The sequence below is a fragment of the Pseudomonas sp. B12(2026) genome (assembly GCF_057767015.1).
Window position 1 is genome coordinate 1,352,685 of record NZ_CM173430.1, and the last position, 18,715, is coordinate 1,371,399.

Genomic DNA, 18,715 nt, shown 5'->3' on the forward strand with positions numbered 1-18,715 from the left:
CGTTACTGCAGCATGCTCATCGCTGCTTCCATGGCCGCCGAGAGGTCTTCGTCTTCCTTGAGATCGGCATTGGGGTCCAGGCCGAGCTTGGCGAAGGCCGGGATCCGGCTCCAGTCCAGTTCGGTGTACGGGTGCTGGCTGCCCAGGTAGCTCTGCAGGGTGGCGACCTGGACGATGTCCACGTAGTCGACCTTGGCGGAATCACGGCTGAAGTCCAGGTGCTGGCCCGGCACCGCGGCGATCGGCGCCGGGAATTCCCAGGCCTTGAGGATGCGGTCGCCGATGACCGGGTGGATGCGCTCGATCACGTGGTTGAGGCTGATGGAGTCGGCCAGCAGCTCGCTGTGCTCCTCGGCGTAGGTGAGGATCGGCAGCACGCCGATCTGGTGCACCAGGCCGGCGAGGGTGGCCTGGTCCGGCATCAGGCGGGTGTAGTGGCGGCACAGGGCGTGGCAGATGCCGGCGATCTCGGTGCTCTTGTTCCAGACTTCGCGCATCTTGCGGTCGACCACGTCGGAGGTGGCCTGGAACATCTGCTCCATGGCCAGACCCGTGGCCAGGTTGCAGGTGTAGTTGATGCCCAGGCGGCTGATCGCCATCTGCAGGTCGGTGATTTCCTTGTTGGTGCGCAGCAGCGGGCTGTTCACCACCTTGATGATGCGCGCGGTCAGCGCGGCGTCGTTGCCGATCACCTTGCTCAGTGCCTGGATGCTGATGTCCGGGTCTTCCGCCGCCTCGCGCACGCGCAGGGCGACTTCCGGCAGCGTCGGCAGTACCAGTTCATCGTTCTCGATGGCTCGAAGCAGTTCCTGTTGTACTTTGTCGGCAAGCTTGCTCATGGCACTTCCTGTTTGGGTCTGATGTCGCTTCTTGGTGAGTCGTGTTGCCGCGCAACCCGTGGGAACGGGCCGCATTGTGCACGGTGCCGCGTCATGCGTCGGTTATGGGGATCACCAAATCGTTTCCTCGCGCGGTGCCCTGCGCCGGACGGGGCATCATCCGGCGCAGGTCTTTGGCGGGGGATTCAGCGCTGGATCTCGCGGTCCTTGTCCAGGCTGTAGGGCAGGTCCAGCAGGCGCAGCGGCTGGCCGTCGGCCTCGCCCAGGCGCACCTGGCCATCGGCGACGGCGTCGTCCTGCAGCACGGCGAGCAGCTCGACGCCGTCCGCCGCGCGGGCGGCCAGCACCACTTCGCCGACGCTGCTGTTGTGCACCGGCGAAAACAGCTCGCGGCCCGGCTCCGGCAGCTCGGCGCCGTCCAGCGCCAGGCGGTGCAGGTGGCGCTTGAGGCGGCCGAGGTACTGCATGCGCGCGACGATTTCCTGGCCGGTGTAGCAGCCCTTCTTGAAGCTCACGCCGCCGACGGCCTGCAGGTTGATCATCTGCGGGATGAACAGCTCGCGGGTGGCGCCGAACACCTGGCCGACGCCGGCGCGGACCTGGCCGAGCAGCCAGTCGTTGAGCTCGCCGCGGGCCAGTTGCGCGCCCAGGCGCTCGCCAAGCTCGGCAGCGCGCGGCGCCGGCACCCAGAGCTCAGTGCGGCCGTGCCCGAGGGCGATGGCGATCAGGCCGTCGTGGCGCGCCACCTGGTCGGCCCGGCCGTCCAGCGCCAGGCCCAGCCCGGCGAGCAGCGCATCGGCGCCGCTGAGGCCGAAGCGCACCCACTGGGCGCTGTCGTCCGACAGGCTGGCCTTGGAGAACACGGCGTACTTCTTGAGGTCGGCGAGCTGGCTTTCGAGCAGGTCGCCGGCCATCGCCAGCAGGTAGCCGTCGGCTTCGGCGAGGATGCGGAAGCTGGAGGTCATGCGCCCCTTGGGGGTGCAGCGCGCGCCGAGGCTGGAGGTTTCGTCGTTCAGGTAGCCGAGGTTGCAGGTCAACTGGCCCTGGAGGAATTTCGCGGCATCCACTCCGCGTACGGCAAGGATCCCTTCGTGGTCGAGAACGGTGAGGAAAGCGGAGGCGGTCATGGTGATTCGCCGGAAGAAAGTTAGGGACCTCATGATAGAGCCGGGACCGAGGCTTGTCAGCGGGTGCCGGGAGCCGGGCCGCATGCGTATAATGCCGCTCGGCTCACGCCGGCCACTGGTGGCGCGAGCGATCCGATGTATTGCCGAGGACCCGCAGATGACCGACGAAACCGAACTCAAACGCCTTTTCTGGCACAGCCGCCGCGGCATGCTGGAGCTGGACGTCCTGCTGGTGCCTTTCGTGCAGGAGGTCTACCCGGGCCTGCCGGCGGACGATCAGGCGCGCTTCCGCAAGCTGCTGGAGTGCGAGGATCAGGACATGTTCGGCTGGTTCATGCAGCGCGGCGAGCCGGACGACGCCGACCTGCGCCGCATCGTTCGCATGATCCTGGACCGTGTCCAGCCGAAGTGATCCCTTCGAATGCCGCTGGCGACCGTCCAACCGGCTGCTGGCGGCCTATCTCGGCGCGCAGTCGCTCGCCGTCCTGGCGCTGTTCCTCGCTGCCATTCCCGCTTCCCTGAGCTGGCTCGGCCTGCTGGCCTGTGCGCTGCACGCGTGGTGTGTTCTGCCGCGCCAGGTACTGCTGCGCGGCGCCTCCGCCGTGCGCGGCCTGCGCCACGACGCGGCGGGCTGGCAGTTGTGGCGCGAGCGCGATGGCTGGCAGCCGGTGCAGCTGGCGCCGGACAGCCTGGCGCTGCCGGCGCTGGTCGTGCTGCGTTTCCGCCGTCCCGGTCAGTGGCTGACGCGCAGCGCCTGCGTGCCGGCCGACGCCCTGGCGCCGGAAATCCACCGGCGCCTGCGGGTGAGGCTGCGCTTCAGCCGCAATAGGTGGGCGGCGCCAGGATAGTGTCGCGGGCCTCGGGCAGCAGGTCCGGGTAGTCCAGGGTGTAGTGCAGGCCACGGCTCTCGTGGCGCTGCATGGCGGAGTTGATGATCAGCTCGGCCACCTGCGCCAGATTGCGCAGTTCGATCAGGTCGCGGCTGACCTTGTAGTTGCTGTAGAACTCGTCGATCTCGTCCAGCAGCAGGCGCACGCGGTGCTGCGCGCGGGCCAGGCGCTTGTTGGTGCGCACGATGCCGACGTAGTCCCACATGAAGCGCCGCAGCTCGTCCCAGTTGTGCGCGATGATCACGTCTTCGTCCGAATCGGTCACCTGGCTCGCGTCCCAGCTCGGCAGGCCGGCGGGGGCGGGCGCGCGGGCGAGCTTGCCGACGATGTCGGCGGCGGCCGAGCGGGCGTAGACGAAGCATTCCAGCAGGGAATTGCTCGCCATGCGGTTGGCGCCGTGCAGGCCGGTGAAGGTGGTCTCGCCGATGGCGTAGAGGTTCGGCACGTCGGTATGGCCGTGCTGGTCGACGAGCACGCCGCCGCAGGTGTAGTGCGCCGCCGGCACCACCGGGATCGGCTCGCGGGTGATGTCGATGCCGAAGTCCAGGCAGCGCTCGTAGACCGTGGGGAAGTGCTCGCGGACGAACTCGGCCGGTTTGTGGCTGATGTCCAGGTAGACGAAGTCGATGCCCAGGCGCTTCATCTCGTGGTCGATGGCACGGGCCACGACGTCGCGCGGCGCCAGCTCGGCGAGCGGGTGGAAGCGCTGCATGAACCGCTCGCCGCTGGGCAGGCGCAGCAGCGCGCCTTCGCCGCGCAGGGCTTCGGTGATCAGGAAACTCTTGGCCTGCGGGTGGTACAGGCAGGTCGGGTGGAACTGGTTGAATTCCAGGTTGCCGACCCGGCAGCCGGCGCGCCAGGCCATGGCGATGCCGTCGCCGGAGTTGCCGTCCGGGTTGCTGGTATAGAGGTAGACCTTGCTGGCGCCGCCGGAGGCGAGCACGGTGAAGCGGGCGCCGAAGGTGTCGACCTCGCCGGTGCCGCGATCCAGCACGTAGGCGCCCAGGCAGCGCTGGCCCTGCATGCCGAGCTTGCGCTCGGTGATCAGGTCGACAGCGACCCGCTGCGGCAGCAGTTCGATGTTCGGCCGCTGGCGCGCCTGCTCCAGCAGGGTATTGAAGATGGCCGCGCCGGTGGCGTCGGCGGCGTGGATGATGCGGCGGTGGCTGTGGCCGCCTTCGCGGGTCAGGTGGAACTCGAACCCGCCGTCCTCGCGCCCCGGCTCGTGGTCGCGGGTGAAGGGCACGCCCTGTTCGATCAGCCACTGGATGGCTTCGCGGCTATGCTCGACGGTGAACTTCACGGCGTCTTCGCGGCACAGGCCGGCGCCGGCGACCAGGGTGTCCTCGACGTGGGACTCGACGGTGTCGGTGTCGTCGAGCACGGCGGCGACCCCGCCCTGGGCCCAGAAGGTGGAACCCTGGGACAGTTCGCCCTTGCTCAGGACGGCGATGCGCAGGTGCGCGGGCAGAGTCAGGGCGAGCGTCAGGCCGGCGGCCCCGCTGCCGATCACCAATACATCATGCTGGAAGTGCTGACTCATATCCGGCTCCACCAAAAAGGCGCCCTAGTATATAGAAGGGTGCCACGGCACAATACTGGCGAACCGATGACATCGCAGGCGCCTGGAGTGCGCGGCAGTCGCAGGGCGGATTCCGCGGATTCCCGCTCATGCCGTGAAGCCAGGTGCGCTGGCGTTGCATCAAGGGTGACGGATCGTGGCAAATCGCCGGAACTTTTTTAGTCGTTCCGGTTCCAACACGGAATACCTTAAGTCGCTTTCGCGCAGGCCTGGCCCGCGCGGAGCGAGTGCGGGTGTTTCGCCCGATACAGTTGAATTCGACGGGTTTCGGACGGATGTCCGGGGCCGGTTGCCGCAAATGTGAAAAAAATGCGCGGCGCATGCTTGGAGGGGAGAACTTTTGCAGAGGTCCCGAGTCTATCTTGGCAGGACGATTCACCAGGGTGCTCGAAGCTCCTCCGGGTCCGTAGAGGAGCATTCATGCTAACCCAGGAACAGGATCAGCAACTGGTTGAACGGGTACAGCGCGGAGACAAGCGGGCTTTCGATTTGTTGGTACTAAAGTACCAGCACAAGATTCTCGGGCTGATCGTGCGCTTCGTGCACGACGCCCAGGAAGCCCAGGATGTTGCACAGGAAGCGTTCATCAAGGCGTATCGCGCCTTGGGCAACTTCCGAGGCGATAGTGCCTTTTATACTTGGCTGTACCGTATCGCCATCAACACCGCGAAGAACCACCTGGTGGCGCGCGGTCGGCGTCCGCCGGACAGCGATGTCACGGCGGAAGACGCGGAATTCTTCGAGGGCGACCATGCCCTGAAGGACATCGAGTCGCCGGAAAGAGCCATGCTGCGGGATGAAATCGAGGAAACAGTCCATCGCACCATTCAGCAGCTGCCGGAGGATCTGCGCACGGCCTTGACCCTGCGTGAGTTCGAAGGCCTGAGTTACGAAGATATCGCCACCGTGATGCAGTGTCCGGTGGGAACGGTCCGCTCACGGATATTCCGTGCGCGGGAAGCGATCGACAAAGCTTTGCAGCCTTTGTTGCATGAAGAAGCCTGATACAGCGGCAACAGCCAAGAGAGGTACCGCTATGAGTCGTGAAGCCCTGCAGGAGTCGCTGTCCGCTGTCATGGATAACGAGGCGGATGAGCTTGAGCTGCGGCGAGTGCTTGCAGCCTGCGGCGAGGACGCCGAATTGCGGGCCACCTGGTCCCGTTATCAACTGGCCCGTGCCGTGATGCACCGGGAGCCGGCGATGCCAAAGCTGGATATCGCCGCCGCCGTATCCTCGGCCCTGGCCGATGAAGCCGTGCCAGCGCCCAGCGAGCGCAATCCGTGGCGCAACATCGGCCGCCTGGCGGTGGCCGCCTCGGTGACCCTGGCCGTGCTGGCGGGCGTTCGCCTGTACCATCAGGACGAGGGCGTCGCCAACGGCCTGGCCCAACAGGCCTCCTCCACCCAGCAGCAGATCGCCCTGCCGCAAGTGCAGGGGCCGGCGGTACTGGCGGGCTACACCCAGGACGAGGCGCCGCAGGTGATCACCAATGCCCGGAACGGGCAGACCACCTGGCACGAGCAGCGTCTTCCGGGTTACCTGCGTCAACATGCGCAACAGTCCGAGGTGAGCGGCGACAGCGCCCTGCCTTACGCTCGTGCGGCAAGTCTGGAAAGCCGCTGACTGCGATCTCAAGGGGCGACATGCGCGCGACTACAGCACTGCTGTTCATCCTGGGCGGTCTGCTGGCATTGCCACTGCAGGCCGCCGATGCGTTGGACTGGATCAAACGTCTCTCTGACGCAGACCGGCAACAGAATTTCCAGGGCACGTTCGTCTACGAGCGCAGCGGCACCTTCTCGACGCATGACATCTGGCACCGGGTCGATGCCGATGGTTCGGTGCGCGAGCGCCTGGTGCAGGCCGACGGGCCGCGCCAGGAGGTCCTGCGGGTCGATGGCGCCACCCAGTGCGTGGGCGGCGGCATGGCCGGGCAGATGGCGAGGGGCGAGCTCTGGCCGGCGCGCCGGCTGAATCCCCGGGAGCTTTCGTCCTGGTACGACATTCGCGTGGTCGGCGAATCGCGCGTCGCCGATCGCCCGGCCGTGGTGCTGGCGGTGGTGCCGCGCGACCAGCACCGCTACGGTTTCGAGCTCCATCTGGACAAGGAAACCGGTCTGTCGCTCAAGTCCCTGCTGCTCAACGACAAGGGGCAGATCATCGAGCGGCTGCAGTTCACCCGCATCGACCTGACGGCCCCTGACGCCGCCGCGCTGCAGCCGACGGCGGCCTGCCAGCCGGTCAGGGAAGTCAAGGGTGCCGGCGTCAATCCCGGCTGGCATTCGGAGTGGGTTCCGCCGGGGTTCACCCTCAACAGTGCCCGGCAGCAGCGCAGCCCGGTGTCGGATGACCAGGTGCTCTGCCTGGCCTACGGCGACGGCCTGGCGCGTTTCTCGGTGTTCCTCGAACCGCTGCACGGGGCGAAGGTGGATGATGCGCGAACCCAGTTGGGGCCGACGACGGTCGTGTCCCGGCGTTACGCCAGTGACGATGGCGGCACCATGGTGACCGTCGTGGGCGAGATACCCAGCGGTACGGCTGAGCGGGTGGCGCTGTCCATGCGGCCAGCGGGAGCCCGGTCAGAGTGATCGAAGAGCGGGGGAGGGTGGTAGCGATCGAGCCTGGAGCGGTCTGGGTTGAAACGCTGCACCTTTCTACCTGCTCGGGATGTTCCATGAACGCCGGCTGCGCCCAGGGTCTCCTGGGGCGGCTGGGCGTCGTTAAGGGGCGTGGCCGTGTGCGCGCCCTGTCTTCGCTGAAGCTGGCGCCTGGCGACGAAGTCGTGCTGGGCGTGGGCGAGGACCTTCTCCTGAAGAGTGTTCTACTCTTCTATCTTTCCCCTTTGCTTGGGCTGTTCGCGCTGGCGCTTCTGGCGGCGCGAATCGGTCTCGGGGAGCCTCTGGTCATGGCGGCCGGGCTGGCGGGATTCCTGCTGGCCTGGCTGTTCGTGCGTCGCCAGGCGCGACGTCATTCGAATGATCCGGCGATGCAACCGGTTGTGCTGCGTGCGCTGGTCGGTGGGCCGCTCGGCCCGGTTTAATAATGTCTTTCCCAATCAACATCATGGGAGCTGTAAGTCAATGCAAACCCTGAAACGCAGCATGGCTGCGCTGGTGACCCTGCTGGCCTTGAGCCTGTCGGTCACCGCGCGCGCCGAACTACCGGACTTCACGCCGCTGGTCGAAAAGGCGTCGCCGGCAGTCGTCAATATCAGTACCACCCAGAAACTCCCGGACCGCTCGAACGCCCAGATGGGCATTCCGGACCTGGAGGGCCTGCCGCCGGGCCTGCGCGAATTCTTCGAGCGCAGCATCCCCCGTGGCCAGCAGGGCCAGCCGCCCCGCGGGCAGCAGCGCGAGGCGCAGTCCCTGGGTTCGGGCTTCATCATTTCCGATGATGGCTACATCCTGACCAACAACCACGTGGTGGCCGATGCCGACGAGATTCTAGTGCGTCTGTCCGACCGCAGCGAGCACAAGGCCAAGCTGATCGGTGCCGATCCGCGCAGCGACGTCGCGGTGCTGAAGATCGACGCCAAGAACCTGCCGACCCTCAAGATGGGCGTTTCCGACAAGCTGAAGGTCGGCGAGTGGGTGCTGGCCATCGGTTCGCCGTTCGGCTTCGACCACTCGGTGACCGCCGGTATCGTCAGCGCCAAGGGCCGCAGCCTGCCGAACGAGAACTACGTGCCGTTCATCCAGACCGACGTGGCGATCAACCCGGGCAACTCCGGTGGTCCGCTGTTGAACCTGCAGGGTGAGGTGGTCGGGATCAACTCGCAGATCTTCACCCGCTCCGGCGGTTTCATGGGCCTTTCCTTCGCGATTCCGATCGATGTGGCGATGAACGTCGCCGATCAGTTGAAGGCGGGCGGCAAGGTCAGTCGCGGCTGGCTGGGCGTGGTGATCCAGGAAGTGAACAAGGATCTGGCCGAATCCTTCGGGCTGGACAAGCCGTCCGGCGCCCTGGTGGCGCAGCTGGTCGAAGACGGCCCGGCGGCCAAGGGCGGCCTGCAGGTGGGCGATGTGATCCTCAGCCTGAACGGCCAGGCCATCATCCAGTCGGCCGATCTGCCGCATCTGGTGGGCGGTATGAAGCCGGGCGACAAGGCGACCATGGAAATCATCCGTGACGGCAACCGCAAGACGCTGAACATGCCCATCGGCAACCTGCCGGACGAAGACGAGGAAATCGCCTCCGTCGAAGGCAAGGGCGCCGAGCGCAGCAGCAACCGCCTGGGTGTGACCGTCGCCGAGCTGACCAGCGAGCAACGCAAGTCGCTGGACATCAAGGGCGGCGTGGTGATCAAGGAAGTCCAGGGTGGTCCGGCTGCGTCGGTCGGCCTGCGTCCGGGCGATGTGATCACGCACCTGAACAACCGCGCGGTGGATTCTTCCAAGGCCTTCAGCGAGATCGCCAAGGAATTGCCGAAGGATCGCTCCATCTCCATGCGCGTGCTGCGTCAGGGACGTGCGAGCTTCATCACGTTCAAACTGACCGAGTAAGGCTCGGGCAGCAGGAAAAGGGCGGTTTCGACCGCCCTTTTTCATGCCTGACCGTCCGGTGCGGCGTGGCGTACGGGTCTGCAGTCAGGTAAACTTCCCGGCTATTTTTCGGCGGATTGCCGCCTTCAGCCTTCCGAGTGTGTTCAGCCGTGAGTGACCTGAGTCATATCCGCAATTTCTCCATCATCGCCCACATCGACCATGGCAAGTCGACGCTGGCTGACCGCTTCATCCAGATCTGCGGCGGCCTGTCCGATCGCGAGATGGAGGCGCAGGTCCTCGACTCCATGGACCTGGAGCGCGAGCGCGGCATCACCATCAAGGCGCACAGCGTCACCCTGCACTACAAGGCGAAGGACGGTAAGACCTACCAGCTGAACTTCATCGACACCCCCGGCCACGTCGACTTCACCTACGAAGTCAGCCGCTCGCTGGCCGCCTGCGAAGGCGCGCTGCTGGTGGTGGATGCCGGCCAGGGCGTTGAGGCGCAATCGGTGGCCAACTGCTACACCGCCATCGAGCAGGGCCTGGAAGTCATGCCGGTGCTGAACAAGATGGACCTGCCGCAGGCCGATCCGGACCGCGTGAAGGACGAGATCGAAAGCATCATCGGCATCGACGCCACCGACGCCGTGGCCTGCTCGGCCAAGAGCGGAATGGGCGTGGAAGACGTGCTGGAGCGCCTGGTCGGCTCCATCCCGGCGCCCGAAGGCGAGATCGACGCGCCGCTGCAGGCGCTGATCATCGATTCCTGGTTCGACAACTACCTGGGCGTGGTCTCGCTGGTGCGCGTCAAGCACGGCCGTGTCAGGAAGGGCGACAAGATCCTGGTGAAGTCCACCGGCAAGCTCCACCAGGTGGACAGCGTCGGCGTCTTCACCCCGAAACACACCGAAATGGCCGACCTCAAGGCCGGCGAAGTGGGCTTCATCATCGCCGGCATCAAGGACATCCACGGCGCGCCGGTGGGCGATACCCTGACCCTCTCCAACACCCCCGACGTGGACGTGCTGCCGGGCTTCCAGCGCATCAAGCCGCAGGTCTACGCCGGCCTGTTCCCGGTCAGCTCCGACGACTTCGAGGACTTCCGCGAGGCCCTGCAGAAGCTGACCCTGAACGACGCCGCGCTGCAGTTCGAGCCGGAAAGCTCCGAGGCCCTGGGCTTCGGCTTCCGCATCGGCTTCCTCGGCATGCTGCACATGGAGATCATCCAGGAGCGCCTGGAGCGCGAGTACGACCTGGACCTGATCACCACCGCGCCGACGGTGATCTACGAGATCGTGCAGAAGAACGGCGACATCCTCTATGTCGACAACCCGTCCAAGCTGCCCGATCTTTCGTCCATCGACGAGATGCGCGAGCCGATCTGCCGTGCCACCATCCTTGTGCCTCAGGAGCACCTGGGCAACGTCATTACCCTGTGTATCGAAAAGCGTGGCGTACAGCGCGACATGCACTTCCTCAGCGGCCAGGTCCAGGTGATCTACGATCTGCCGATGAACGAAGTGGTGCTGGACTTCTTCGACCGCCTGAAGTCCACCAGCCGCGGCTATGCTTCGCTGGATTACAGCTTCGATCGCTTCGAGCCGGCCAACCTGGTCCGTCTCGACGTGCTGATCAACGGCGAGAAGGTCGACGCCCTCGCCCTGATCGTCCACCGCGACAACGCTCCCTACAAGGGGCGTCAGTTGGTGGAGAAGATGAAGGAACTGATTCCGCGGCAGATGTTCGACGTCGCGATTCAAGCGGCCATCGGTGGGCAGATCATCGCCCGCTCGACGGTCAAGGCGCTCAGGAAGAACGTGCTGGCCAAGTGCTACGGCGGTGACGTGAGCCGTAAACGCAAGCTGCTGGAAAAGCAGAAGGCCGGTAAGAAAAGGATGAAGCAGGTCGGTAGCGTGGAGATTCCCCAGGAAGCCTTCCTCGCCGTGCTCAAAGTGGACAGTTGAACCCTATGACCCTGAATTTCCCGCTGTTGCTGGTGATTGCCGTCGCTGTGTGCGGCGTTCTCGCCCTGGTGGACCTGGTGCTGTTCGCACCGCGCCGCCGGGCAGCCATTTCCGCCTATGAGGGCACGGTCAGCGAGCCTGATCCGGAAGTGCTGGAAAAACTGAACAAGGAACCGGTGCTGGTCGAGTATGGCAAGTCGTTCTTCCCCGTACTGTTCATCGTGCTGGTGCTGCGTTCCTTCCTCGTCGAGCCGTTCCAGATCCCGTCCGGTTCGATGAAGCCGACCCTGGAAGTGGGCGACTTCATCCTGGTCAACAAGTTCGCCTACGGCATCCGCCTGCCGGTGCTGGACACCAAGGTGATCCCGGTGGGCGATCCGCAGCGTGGCGACGTCATGGTGTTCCGCTATCCCAGCGATCCGAACATCAACTACATCAAGCGGGTGATCGGCGTTCCCGGCGACACCATCCGCTATACCAGCGACAAGCACCTGTACATCAACGACGAGCCGGTCGCCGAGACGCTGGTGGGCGAGGAGCCGGGCAGCCTGGGCAGCGTGACGCTGTACAAGGAGAAGCTGGGCTCGGTGGAACACCTGATCCGCGAGGAGATGACCCGTTACCGCATCGAGCCGGGCAGGCAGTGGACAGTGCCGGCCGAGCATTACTTCATGATGGGCGACAACCGCGACAACTCCAACGACAGCCGCTACTGGAGCGACCCGAAGATCCCGAAGGCGCTGCTGGGCATGGTTCCGGACCGCAACATCGTCGGCAAGGCCTTCGCGGTGTGGATGAGCTGGCCGGAACCGAAGCAGCGCAACCTGCCGAATTTCTCACGGGTGGGTGTGATCCACTAAAGTTGTGAGGCGTTCGAAGCCCGCGGGCGGCGAACGATGCTAGAAACCCGGGCGGGGCTGCACGCGGGGAGCGGGGCAGCCCCGCTTGCACTTGGACCCGCCGCGTTTGGCGGACAACAAGAACGATACCGACATGAGGTCGATATGAAGTACGCGCGTTCGCAGAAGGGCCTGTCCCTGCTGAGCTGGCTGGTGGTACTCGCCGTGGTGGCGTTCCTGGCCAGCGCGGCGTTCAAGATCATTCCGCACTACCTGGACTACTACTCCATCGAGAAGGCCATTACCTCGGTGGAAACCGACAAGGCCGCGGAGGTCCGCAGCGTTCCGGAGTTCTACTCTTACGTGGACAAGGCGCTGATGATCAACAGTATCCGCGACCTCAAGCTGGAAGACGCGCTGGACGTGAAGCTCGAGAACAACGAGTTCCGCGCCCACCTGAAATACGAAAAACGCGAGCCGCTGGTGCAGAACATCGACCTGGTGGTCCGCTTCGACAAAGAATTCCGTGTACGAATGCCGTGAATAACAGTCTGGATCGACTCGAGCGCAAGCTTGGCTATACCTTCCGCGACCAGGACCTGATGGTCCTGGCGCTGACCCATCGCAGTTTCGCTGGGCGCAACAATGAGCGCTTGGAGTTCCTCGGCGACGCCATCCTCAACTTCGTCATCGGCGAAGCCCTGTTCAGCCACTTTCCCCAGGCCCGCGAGGGACAGCTGTCGCGCCTGCGCGCGCGCCTGGTGAAGGGCGAGACCCTGGCCCTGCTGGCCCGGGGCTTCGAACTGGGCGACTACCTGCGTCTGGGCTCCGGCGAGCTGAAGAGCGGCGGTTTCCGCCGCGAGTCGATCCTGGCCGACGCCATGGAGGCACTGATCGGCGCCATCTACCTGGATACCGGCATGGACTCCGCCCGCGAGCGGATCATGGCCTGGCTCGGCCCGCAGCTGCGCGAGCTGACCCCGGTGGATACCAACAAGGACCCCAAGACCCGCCTGCAGGAGTTCCTGCAATCGCGCGGGTGCGAGTTGCCGCGTTACGACGTGGTGGATATCCAGGGCGAGCCGCATTGCCGCACCTTCTTCGTCGAGTGCGAGGTTGCCCTGCTGAACGACAAGACCCATGGCCACGGCGGCAGTCGTCGCATCGCCGAGCAGGTGGCCGCCGCCGCCGCGCTGGCGGCCCTGGGCGTGGAGAATGGCCATGACTGAACACCAGCACGAAACCAGCCGTTGCGGCTATGTGGCCATCGTCGGCCGCCCCAACGTCGGCAAGTCGACCCTGCTCAACCATGTCCTCGGGCAGAAGCTGGCCATTACCTCGCGCAAGCCGCAGACCACCCGCCACACCCTGCTGGGCATCAAGACCGAGGGCTATGTGCAGGCGGTGTACGTCGATACCCCCGGCCTGCACAAGGACAACGACAAGGCGCTCAACCGCTACATGAACCGTTCGGCCAGCGCCGCGCTGAAGGACGTCGACGTGGTGATCTTCGTCGTCGACCGCACCCGCTGGACCGAAGAGGACCAGATGGTCTTCGACAAGGTGAAGCACGTGAGCTGCCCGATCATCCTGGCGGTGAACAAGGTCGACCGCATGGAAGACAAGGCCGAGCTGCTGCCGCACCTGCAATGGCTGGCCGAACAGCTGCCGCAGGCTGAAGTGGTGCCGATCTCCGCCCAGCACGGACAGAACCTGGACATTCTCGAAGGCCTGGTCGCCGAGCGCCTGCCCGAGAACGAGCACTTCTTCCCCGAAGACCAGATCACCGACCGCAGCAGCCGCTTCCTCGCCGCCGAACTGGTGCGCGAGAAGATCATGCGCCAGCTCGGCGCCGAGCTGCCGTACCAGGTCACCGTGGAGATCGAGGAATTCAAGCAGGACGGCCCGATCCTGCACATCCACGCGCTGATCCTGGTGGAACGCGACGGCCAGAAGAAGATCATCATCGGCGAGAAGGGCGAGCGCATCAAAAGCATCGGCCAGAACGCCCGCAAGGACATGGAAGTGCTGTTCGACTCCAAGGTCATGCTCAACCTCTGGGTGAAAGTGAAGGGCGGCTGGTCCGACGACGAGCGCGCGCTGCGTTCGCTGGGCTACGGCGACCTCTGACGCGCGACGCCCCGCGAGCCATTCGCGGGGCGCACCCCGGGCGCCCGAATGCGCCCGCTTCCCGAACCCGATTCCAGGCGCAGCGCCATGAGCCTCGCTTCTCCCGCCCAAGCCGCCTTCGTCCTGCACAGCCGCGCCTACAAGGAAACCAGCGCGCTGGTGGATTTCCTCACGCCGCAGGGCCGGCTGCGCGCCGTGCTGCGCGGCGCACGGGGCAAGGCCGGCGCGCTGGCGCGGCCTTTCGTGCCGCTGGAGGCCGAGTTCCGTGGGCGCAGCGAGCTGAAGAACGTGGCGCGCCTGGAGGCCAACGGCATTCCCAACCTGCTGAGCGGCGAAGCGCTGTTCAGCGGCCTGTACCTGAACGAACTGCTGATCCGTCTGCTGCCGGCGGAAGACCCGCATCCCGCGCTGTTCGAGCATTACCAGGCGACCTTGCCGCTGCTGGCGGCGGGCAGCCCGCTGGAGCCGCTGCTGCGCTCCTTCGAATGGCGACTGCTGGACGAGCTGGGCTATGGTTTTTCCTTGGACAGCGATATCGTCGGCCAACCGGTGGCGCCCGACGGCCTCTACCGTCTGCTGCCGGACTCCGGCCTGGAACCGGTCGGCAGCCTGCAGCCGGGGCTGTTCCATGGCGCCGACCTGCTGGCCATGGCCGAAGCGGACTGGAGCGCCCCCGGCGCCCTGGCGGCGGCCAAGCGCCTGATGCGCCAGGCCCTGGCACCCCATCTCGGCGGTCGACCTCTGGTCAGCCGCGAGCTATTCATGAATCGCAAGGACAACTCCCGTGACTGAAGCCAACCGTATCCTGCTGGGTGTGAACATCGACCACATCGCCACGCTGCGCCAGGCCCGCGGCACCCGTTATCCCGATCCGGTGAAAGCCGCGCTGGACGCCGAGGAAGCCGGCGCCGACGGCATCACCGTGCACCTGCGCGAAGACCGCCGGCACATCCAGGACCGCGACGTGCGCGTGCTCGCCGAAGTGCTGCAGACCCGCATGAACTTCGAGATGGGCGTCACCGAAGAGATGATGGCCTTCGCCGAGATCATCCGCCCGCCCCATGTTTGCCTGGTGCCGGAAACCCGCCAGGAACTGACCACCGAAGGCGGCCTGGACGTCGCCGGCCAGGAAGCGCGCATTCGCGCGGCGGTGCAGCGCCTGTCCGCCGCCGGCTGCGAGGTGTCGCTGTTCATCGACCCGGAGCCGCGCCAGATCGAAGCCTCCGCGCGTATTGGCGCGCCGGCCGTCGAGCTGCATACCGGCCGCTACGCCGACGCCCACAACCCCGCTGAGGCCGCCCATGAGCTGGCGCGCATCCGCGATGGCGTGGAGTTCGGCCTGTCCCACGGGCTGATCGTCAACGCCGGCCACGGCCTGCACTATCACAACGCCGAGCCGGTGGCGGCGATTGCCGGGATCAACGAGCTGAACATCGGCCACGCGATCGTCGCCCATGCGCTGTTCGTCGGCTTCAAGCAGGCCGTGGCGGAGATGAAGGCGCTGATCGTGGCGGCGGCGAATCGCTGATTCGCCGAGGTTCGCGAGCAAGCTCGCTCTTACACGTCAGTCGGTCACCGTGGTGTCGCTCTTCGTAGGAGCGAGCTTGCTCGCGAACCCGGCGTAACCTAAGGCTTGCGCGCCACCAGCGTGGCGCGCAGCGGCGCCGGCAGGCCTTCGATGGTGCGGCTGTGGTTGTCCGGATCGAGGAAGTCTGGCAGCGACTGGTAGCGCATCCACTCCGTCGAGCGCTGCTCCTCCACCGAGGTGCGGCTGATATCGACGCTGCGCACGTCGGTGAAGCCCGCACGGCGCAGCCAGAGCTCCAGCGCCGGCACCGACGGCAGGAACCACACGTTGCGCATCTGCGCATAGCGATCCTCGGGCACCAGCACGGTGTTCACGTCGCCGTCCACCACCAGGGTTTCCAGCACCAGCTCACCGCCACGGCGCAGGCAGTCCTTGAGCGCCAGCAGGTGGTCGATGGGCGAGCGGCGGTGGTAGAGCACACCCATGGAGAACACCGTGTCGAAGCCTTCCAGCTTCTCCGGCAGGTCTTCCAGGGCGAAGGGCAGGTGCCAGGCCGGCAGGTCCGGCAGGTAGCGCTTCATGGCGAGGAACTGGCAGAAGAACAGCCAGTTCGGGTCGACCCCCACTACGCTGCGCGCGCCGGCGCCGAGCATGCGCCACTGGTAGTAGCCGTTGCCGCAGCCGACATCGAGCACGCGCTTGCCCGCCAGGTCGATGTGCGGGGCAACCCGCTGCCACTTCCAGTCCGAGCGCCATTCGGTGTCGATGTGCACGCCAAACAGGTGGAACGGCCCCTTGCGCCACGGGATCAGCCCTTGCAGGGCCAGTTTCAGCTGGTCGCGGGTAGCTTCGTCGCAGGCGCCTTCCAGGGTGAAGTGCTCACGCAGCTCCGCTGCCGTCGCGGTCAGCTCCGGCAGGCGATCCACCGCCGCCAGCCAGCGCTCCAGGTCGCCGTGGCCATCCTCGACCTTGGCGGCCAGTTGCGCGGGGAGGGATTCGGCCCAGGTCTGCAGGGGCGTGCCGGCCAGTTCAAGGCTGAGGCGGTCGAGGTCGAAGCGGTCGATCATGGCAGGGCAATCAGGGAGGCGAAGTTGAGGCACTGGAACCAGGGCACGACCTTGGAGAAGCCGGCGGCGAGCAGGCGTTCGCGGTGGGTTTCCAGGGTGTCGGGGCGCATCACGTTCTCGATGGCGGTGCGTTTCTGGGCGATTTCCAGCTCGCTGTAGCCATTGGCGCGCTTGAAGTGGATGTGCAGGTCGCTGAGCAGTTCGTGCTCCTGCTCGTCGGCGAAGCGCAGTTTCTCTGAGAGGATCAGCGCGCCGCCCGGCAGCAGGCTGCGGCGCAGGCGGGTAAGCAGTTCCAGGCGTTGTTCGGGGGCGATGAACTGCAGGGTGAAGTTCATCGCGATCAGCGAGCAGGGCTTGAGGTCCAGGGTGAGGATGTCCGCCTCGATCAGCTCGACCGGCAGCAGTTCCTGGTACATGGCGTCCTGGGCGCGCAGGTATTCGCCACAGCGCTCGATCATCGGCCCGGAATTGTCCACGCCGATCACGCGGCAGCCTTCGGTCTTCACGTGGCGGCGCAGCGCCTGGGTCACCGCGCCGAGGGAGCAGCCGAGGTCGTAGAGCACGCTGTTCGGGGCGGCGAAGCGCGCGCCGAGCACGCCGATGTTCTCGACGATGGTGGGGTAGCCCGGCACCGATCGCTTGATCATGTCCGGGAAGACGCGCACCACGTCCTCGTTGAAGGTGAAGTCGGGAACCTGGGATTGCGGCTGGGCGAAGATGCGGTCGGATTCGCTCACGCTGGATGGGGCCTCGTTACGCTGAACAGGCAACCGGGCGCGGCGCGCCCGGTTTGCCGGGGCGCGCATTGTAGCCGAGGCGCGGGGTGTGCCCAACCGTTAGCGGACGAGGGTCACTTGAGCTGGTCGGAGAAGTATTCGCCGGCGCCCTGCAGCGGGCCGAGCGGGTTCTTCTTGTCTTCCCGGCGGCGGATGTTCGGCTCGCCGTTGCTGGTCTTGTGCACCACCACGTCGTCGATCAGCACGAACACCGGGCGGAACGACCAGCCCTGGACCTCGCGGCGCTTGCGGAAGTTGAAGATGTCCGCCCAGAAGCTGCCCACCCGCTGGCTGTCGGTCTTGCTGAAGTCGAAGGCATAGCCGACGCAGCGGTCCTTGGCCTGCAGGCAGGTGATCAGGCCGTCAGGCAGGTAATCGATGGGAATGTTGGGCTGCACGAACAGCAGGCGCACATCGATGAACGAGAGCATCTTGGCGTTGCCCTGGGACAACGGGTCGAAGCCCAGCGCATAGAGCTGCGAGCGGGTGGTCTTGCCCGTCTCGACCTGATTGAAGCGGCTCTGTGCATCCTGGTAATCCAGAAAAGGTGATTGCACTTCCGCACGTTCGCTGGGCAGCAGGCTGCCACAGGCAGAGAGCATCAGGCACGCTCCCAGCAACATCATCGAGCGAACTACTGCACGCATGGAGCTCCCCTTGTCACGTCTCTTGTAATTGATCTATAGCCGATGACCACGCGCTGTGCCGGACTTTTCTCACGCCCTCGCAAGCCTATTCCACAGCGACTCCGTATCCCTCCATCAGCGGCCTCCACTGGTCGTTCCGGCGGAATTCGCGCAGGCCGTCGTCGAGCTCGGCCAGGCGCTCCTTCACCGATTCCAGGCGGGGGTTGAGGGCGACGTACATGGGACGTTTATCGGCAAGCTGTCCGGCGGCGCGAACCTGTTCGGACAGGCGGTGGCGACGCAGATAGTGCTCGACGATCTGGCTGTCCTCAAGCAGCACGCTGATGCGGCCGAGCAGCAGCTTCTGGATGTTGCGCTCCAGCACCCGTTCGCCGCTGAGCACCTGCACCTGTTCGTGATCGTCCAGGTGGTTGTCGCGCCAGGCATCCAACTGCGGGCCGTAGGAGTAGCCCTGGGCGAGGCCGATGGACTGGTCGTCCAGCGATGCCGGCCCCTGGAATTGCCACTGGCTGTCGGCGCGGGTGTAGAAGCGCATCGTCACCCAGCCGATGGGTTCGCGGCCGATCGCCAGGCTTTGCGTTTCCTCCGGATAGGCGCCGATCACGCCGTCCACCAGGCCCTCGCGCGCCATTTGCAGGGCGCGTGGCCAGGGCAGGGACTCGAAGGCCGGAGGCTGGCCGAGGAGGTGGGCCAGGGCTTCGAGCAGGTAGCCGGGTTTGTCCGGGTTGTCCGGGCAGAGGTAGGGGCACCAGTCGTCCCCCGCCAGGCGCAGCGGCTCGGCGGTGGCGATCAGCGCGGTACACAGGAGTAGAGCCGGCACAGCAAAACGCAGCAT

The 18,715-nt window shown here is 65.8% G+C and carries 21 protein-coding genes; 14 read left to right on the plus strand and 7 right to left on the minus strand.

Annotation, left to right across the window (positions count from 1 at the left end):
• Positions 1-2: 2 nt before the first annotated feature.
• Complete coding sequence (locus tag AC3B6A_RS06355) at positions 3-839, minus strand: HDOD domain-containing protein (RefSeq protein ID WP_488401444.1); 837 nt, start codon at positions 837-839, stop codon at positions 3-5.
• 185 nt (positions 840-1,024) lie between these two features.
• Entirely contained in the window at positions 1,025-1,966 is a 942-nt protein-coding gene (gene ygfZ, locus AC3B6A_RS06360) for a CAF17-like 4Fe-4S cluster assembly/insertion protein YgfZ (RefSeq protein ID WP_488401445.1), read from the minus strand.
• A gap of 157 nt (positions 1,967-2,123) precedes the next feature.
• Between ygfZ and AC3B6A_RS06365 the strand changes: the two genes are divergently transcribed.
• Together AC3B6A_RS06365 and AC3B6A_RS06370 are read left to right on the plus strand one after the other, a co-directional pair.
• On the plus strand, positions 2,124-2,378 hold the full coding sequence (locus tag AC3B6A_RS06365) for an FAD assembly factor SdhE (protein ID WP_488401446.1): 255 nt from the start codon (positions 2,124-2,126) through the stop codon (positions 2,376-2,378).
• Positions 2,362-2,814, plus strand: coding sequence for a protein YgfX (locus AC3B6A_RS06370; protein ID WP_488401447.1), 453 nt, complete (start codon positions 2,362-2,364; stop codon positions 2,812-2,814). The genes AC3B6A_RS06365 and AC3B6A_RS06370 overlap by 17 nt, the downstream gene beginning before the upstream one ends.
• Here the strand turns inward: AC3B6A_RS06370 and nadB are convergent.
• The gene (gene nadB / locus AC3B6A_RS06375) at positions 2,783-4,399 is read right to left on the minus strand and encodes an L-aspartate oxidase (RefSeq protein WP_488401448.1); all 1,617 of its coding nucleotides are present in this window, start codon (positions 4,397-4,399) and stop codon (positions 2,783-2,785) included. The two genes, AC3B6A_RS06370 and nadB, sit on opposite strands and share 32 nt — an antisense overlap.
• A gap of 459 nt (positions 4,400-4,858) precedes the next feature.
• Here nadB and rpoE point away from each other — a divergent pair, with 459 nt between their 5' ends.
• The 12 genes from rpoE to pdxJ all read left to right on the plus strand — a co-directional run bounded on the left by rpoE (position 4,859) and on the right by pdxJ (position 15,390).
• Positions 4,859-5,443, plus strand: a complete 585-nt coding sequence (rpoE, locus tag AC3B6A_RS06380; protein ID WP_488401449.1) for an RNA polymerase sigma factor RpoE/AlgU — start codon at positions 4,859-4,861, stop codon at positions 5,441-5,443.
• Positions 5,444-5,474: 31 nt separating this feature from the next.
• Entirely contained in the window at positions 5,475-6,062 is a 588-nt protein-coding gene (locus tag AC3B6A_RS06385) for a sigma-E factor negative regulatory protein (RefSeq protein WP_488401450.1), read from the plus strand.
• Positions 6,063-6,082: 20 nt separating this feature from the next.
• Positions 6,083-7,027 carry a MucB/RseB family sigma factor regulatory protein gene (locus tag AC3B6A_RS06390; protein WP_488401451.1) on the plus strand — a complete coding sequence of 315 codons (945 nt, stop codon included), beginning with the start codon at positions 6,083-6,085 and terminating at the stop codon, positions 7,025-7,027.
• Positions 7,024-7,479: a SoxR reducing system RseC family protein gene (locus AC3B6A_RS06395; protein WP_488401452.1), complete on the plus strand. Its 456-nt coding sequence runs from the start codon at positions 7,024-7,026 to the stop codon at positions 7,477-7,479. The genes AC3B6A_RS06390 and AC3B6A_RS06395 overlap by 4 nt, the downstream gene beginning before the upstream one ends.
• A 40-nt stretch (positions 7,480-7,519) precedes the next feature.
• A complete protein-coding gene (locus AC3B6A_RS06400) occupies positions 7,520-8,944 on the plus strand; it encodes a DegQ family serine endoprotease (protein WP_488401453.1) in 1,425 nt (474 codons plus the stop codon).
• Positions 8,945-9,093: 149 nt separating this feature from the next.
• Positions 9,094-10,893: a translation elongation factor 4 gene (gene lepA, locus AC3B6A_RS06405; protein ID WP_488401454.1), complete on the plus strand. Its 1,800-nt coding sequence runs from the start codon at positions 9,094-9,096 to the stop codon at positions 10,891-10,893.
• A gap of 5 nt (positions 10,894-10,898) precedes the next feature.
• Positions 10,899-11,753: a signal peptidase I gene (gene lepB / locus AC3B6A_RS06410; RefSeq protein WP_488401455.1), complete on the plus strand. Its 855-nt coding sequence runs from the start codon at positions 10,899-10,901 to the stop codon at positions 11,751-11,753.
• 144 nt (positions 11,754-11,897) lie between these two features.
• Positions 11,898-12,275, plus strand: a complete 378-nt coding sequence (locus AC3B6A_RS06415) for a DUF4845 domain-containing protein (protein ID WP_488401456.1) — start codon at positions 11,898-11,900, stop codon at positions 12,273-12,275.
• Positions 12,272-12,961 (plus strand): ribonuclease III, encoded by a 690-nt coding sequence (gene rnc, locus AC3B6A_RS06420; protein WP_488401457.1) that lies wholly within the window; start codon positions 12,272-12,274, stop codon positions 12,959-12,961. The genes AC3B6A_RS06415 and rnc overlap by 4 nt, the downstream gene beginning before the upstream one ends.
• Entirely contained in the window at positions 12,954-13,862 is a 909-nt protein-coding gene (era, locus tag AC3B6A_RS06425; RefSeq protein ID WP_488401458.1) for a GTPase Era, read from the plus strand. The genes rnc and era overlap by 8 nt, the downstream gene beginning before the upstream one ends.
• Before the next feature lie 87 nt (positions 13,863-13,949).
• Complete coding sequence (gene recO, locus AC3B6A_RS06430; protein ID WP_488401459.1) at positions 13,950-14,654, plus strand: DNA repair protein RecO; 705 nt, start codon at positions 13,950-13,952, stop codon at positions 14,652-14,654.
• Positions 14,647-15,390, plus strand: coding sequence for a pyridoxine 5'-phosphate synthase (pdxJ, locus tag AC3B6A_RS06435; RefSeq protein WP_488401460.1), 744 nt, complete (start codon positions 14,647-14,649; stop codon positions 15,388-15,390). The genes recO and pdxJ overlap by 8 nt, the downstream gene beginning before the upstream one ends.
• 98 nt (positions 15,391-15,488) lie before the next feature.
• Here the strand turns inward: pdxJ and cmoB are convergent, their stop codons facing one another.
• The 4 genes from cmoB to AC3B6A_RS06455 all read right to left on the minus strand — a co-directional run bounded on the left by cmoB (position 15,489) and on the right by AC3B6A_RS06455 (position 18,715).
• A complete protein-coding gene (cmoB, locus tag AC3B6A_RS06440; RefSeq protein ID WP_488401461.1) occupies positions 15,489-16,457 on the minus strand; it encodes a tRNA 5-methoxyuridine(34)/uridine 5-oxyacetic acid(34) synthase CmoB in 969 nt (322 codons plus the stop codon).
• On the minus strand, positions 16,454-17,194 hold the full coding sequence (cmoA, locus tag AC3B6A_RS06445) for a carboxy-S-adenosyl-L-methionine synthase CmoA (protein ID WP_488401462.1): 741 nt from the start codon (positions 17,192-17,194) through the stop codon (positions 16,454-16,456). The genes cmoB and cmoA overlap by 4 nt, the downstream gene beginning before the upstream one ends.
• Before the next feature lie 113 nt (positions 17,195-17,307).
• Positions 17,308-17,880 (minus strand): hypothetical protein, encoded by a 573-nt coding sequence (locus tag AC3B6A_RS06450; protein ID WP_488401463.1) that lies wholly within the window; start codon positions 17,878-17,880, stop codon positions 17,308-17,310.
• 85 nt (positions 17,881-17,965) lie between these two features.
• On the minus strand, positions 17,966-18,715 hold the full coding sequence (locus AC3B6A_RS06455; protein ID WP_488401464.1) for a substrate-binding periplasmic protein: 750 nt from the start codon (positions 18,713-18,715) through the stop codon (positions 17,966-17,968).

Excerpts from the sequence above, each read along its gene's own strand:
- AC3B6A_RS06355 (WP_488401444.1), bottom strand. The coding sequence starts at position 839 with ATGAGCAAGCTTGCCGACAAAGTACAACAGGAACTGCTTCGAGCCATC.
- ygfZ (WP_488401445.1), bottom strand. The coding sequence starts at position 1,966 with ATGACCGCCTCCGCTTTCCTCACCGTTCTCGACCACGAAGGGATCCTT.
- AC3B6A_RS06365 (WP_488401446.1), top strand. The coding sequence starts at position 2,124 with ATGACCGACGAAACCGAACTCAAACGCCTTTTCTGGCACAGCCGCCGC.
- nadB (WP_488401448.1), bottom strand. The coding sequence starts at position 4,399 with ATGAGTCAGCACTTCCAGCATGATGTATTGGTGATCGGCAGCGGGGCC.
- rpoE (WP_488401449.1), top strand. The coding sequence starts at position 4,859 with ATGCTAACCCAGGAACAGGATCAGCAACTGGTTGAACGGGTACAGCGC.
- AC3B6A_RS06385 (WP_488401450.1), top strand. The coding sequence starts at position 5,475 with ATGAGTCGTGAAGCCCTGCAGGAGTCGCTGTCCGCTGTCATGGATAAC.
- AC3B6A_RS06390 (WP_488401451.1), top strand. The coding sequence starts at position 6,083 with ATGCGCGCGACTACAGCACTGCTGTTCATCCTGGGCGGTCTGCTGGCA.
- AC3B6A_RS06400 (WP_488401453.1), top strand. The coding sequence starts at position 7,520 with ATGCAAACCCTGAAACGCAGCATGGCTGCGCTGGTGACCCTGCTGGCC.
- lepB (WP_488401455.1), top strand. The coding sequence starts at position 10,899 with ATGACCCTGAATTTCCCGCTGTTGCTGGTGATTGCCGTCGCTGTGTGC.
- AC3B6A_RS06415 (WP_488401456.1), top strand. The coding sequence starts at position 11,898 with ATGAAGTACGCGCGTTCGCAGAAGGGCCTGTCCCTGCTGAGCTGGCTG.
- era (WP_488401458.1), top strand. The coding sequence starts at position 12,954 with ATGACTGAACACCAGCACGAAACCAGCCGTTGCGGCTATGTGGCCATC.
- recO (WP_488401459.1), top strand. The coding sequence starts at position 13,950 with ATGAGCCTCGCTTCTCCCGCCCAAGCCGCCTTCGTCCTGCACAGCCGC.
- cmoB (WP_488401461.1), bottom strand. The coding sequence starts at position 16,457 with ATGATCGACCGCTTCGACCTCGACCGCCTCAGCCTTGAACTGGCCGGC.
- AC3B6A_RS06450 (WP_488401463.1), bottom strand. The coding sequence starts at position 17,880 with ATGCGTGCAGTAGTTCGCTCGATGATGTTGCTGGGAGCGTGCCTGATG.
- AC3B6A_RS06455 (WP_488401464.1), bottom strand. The coding sequence starts at position 18,715 with ATGCTGCGTTTTGCTGTGCCGGCTCTACTCCTGTGTACCGCGCTGATC.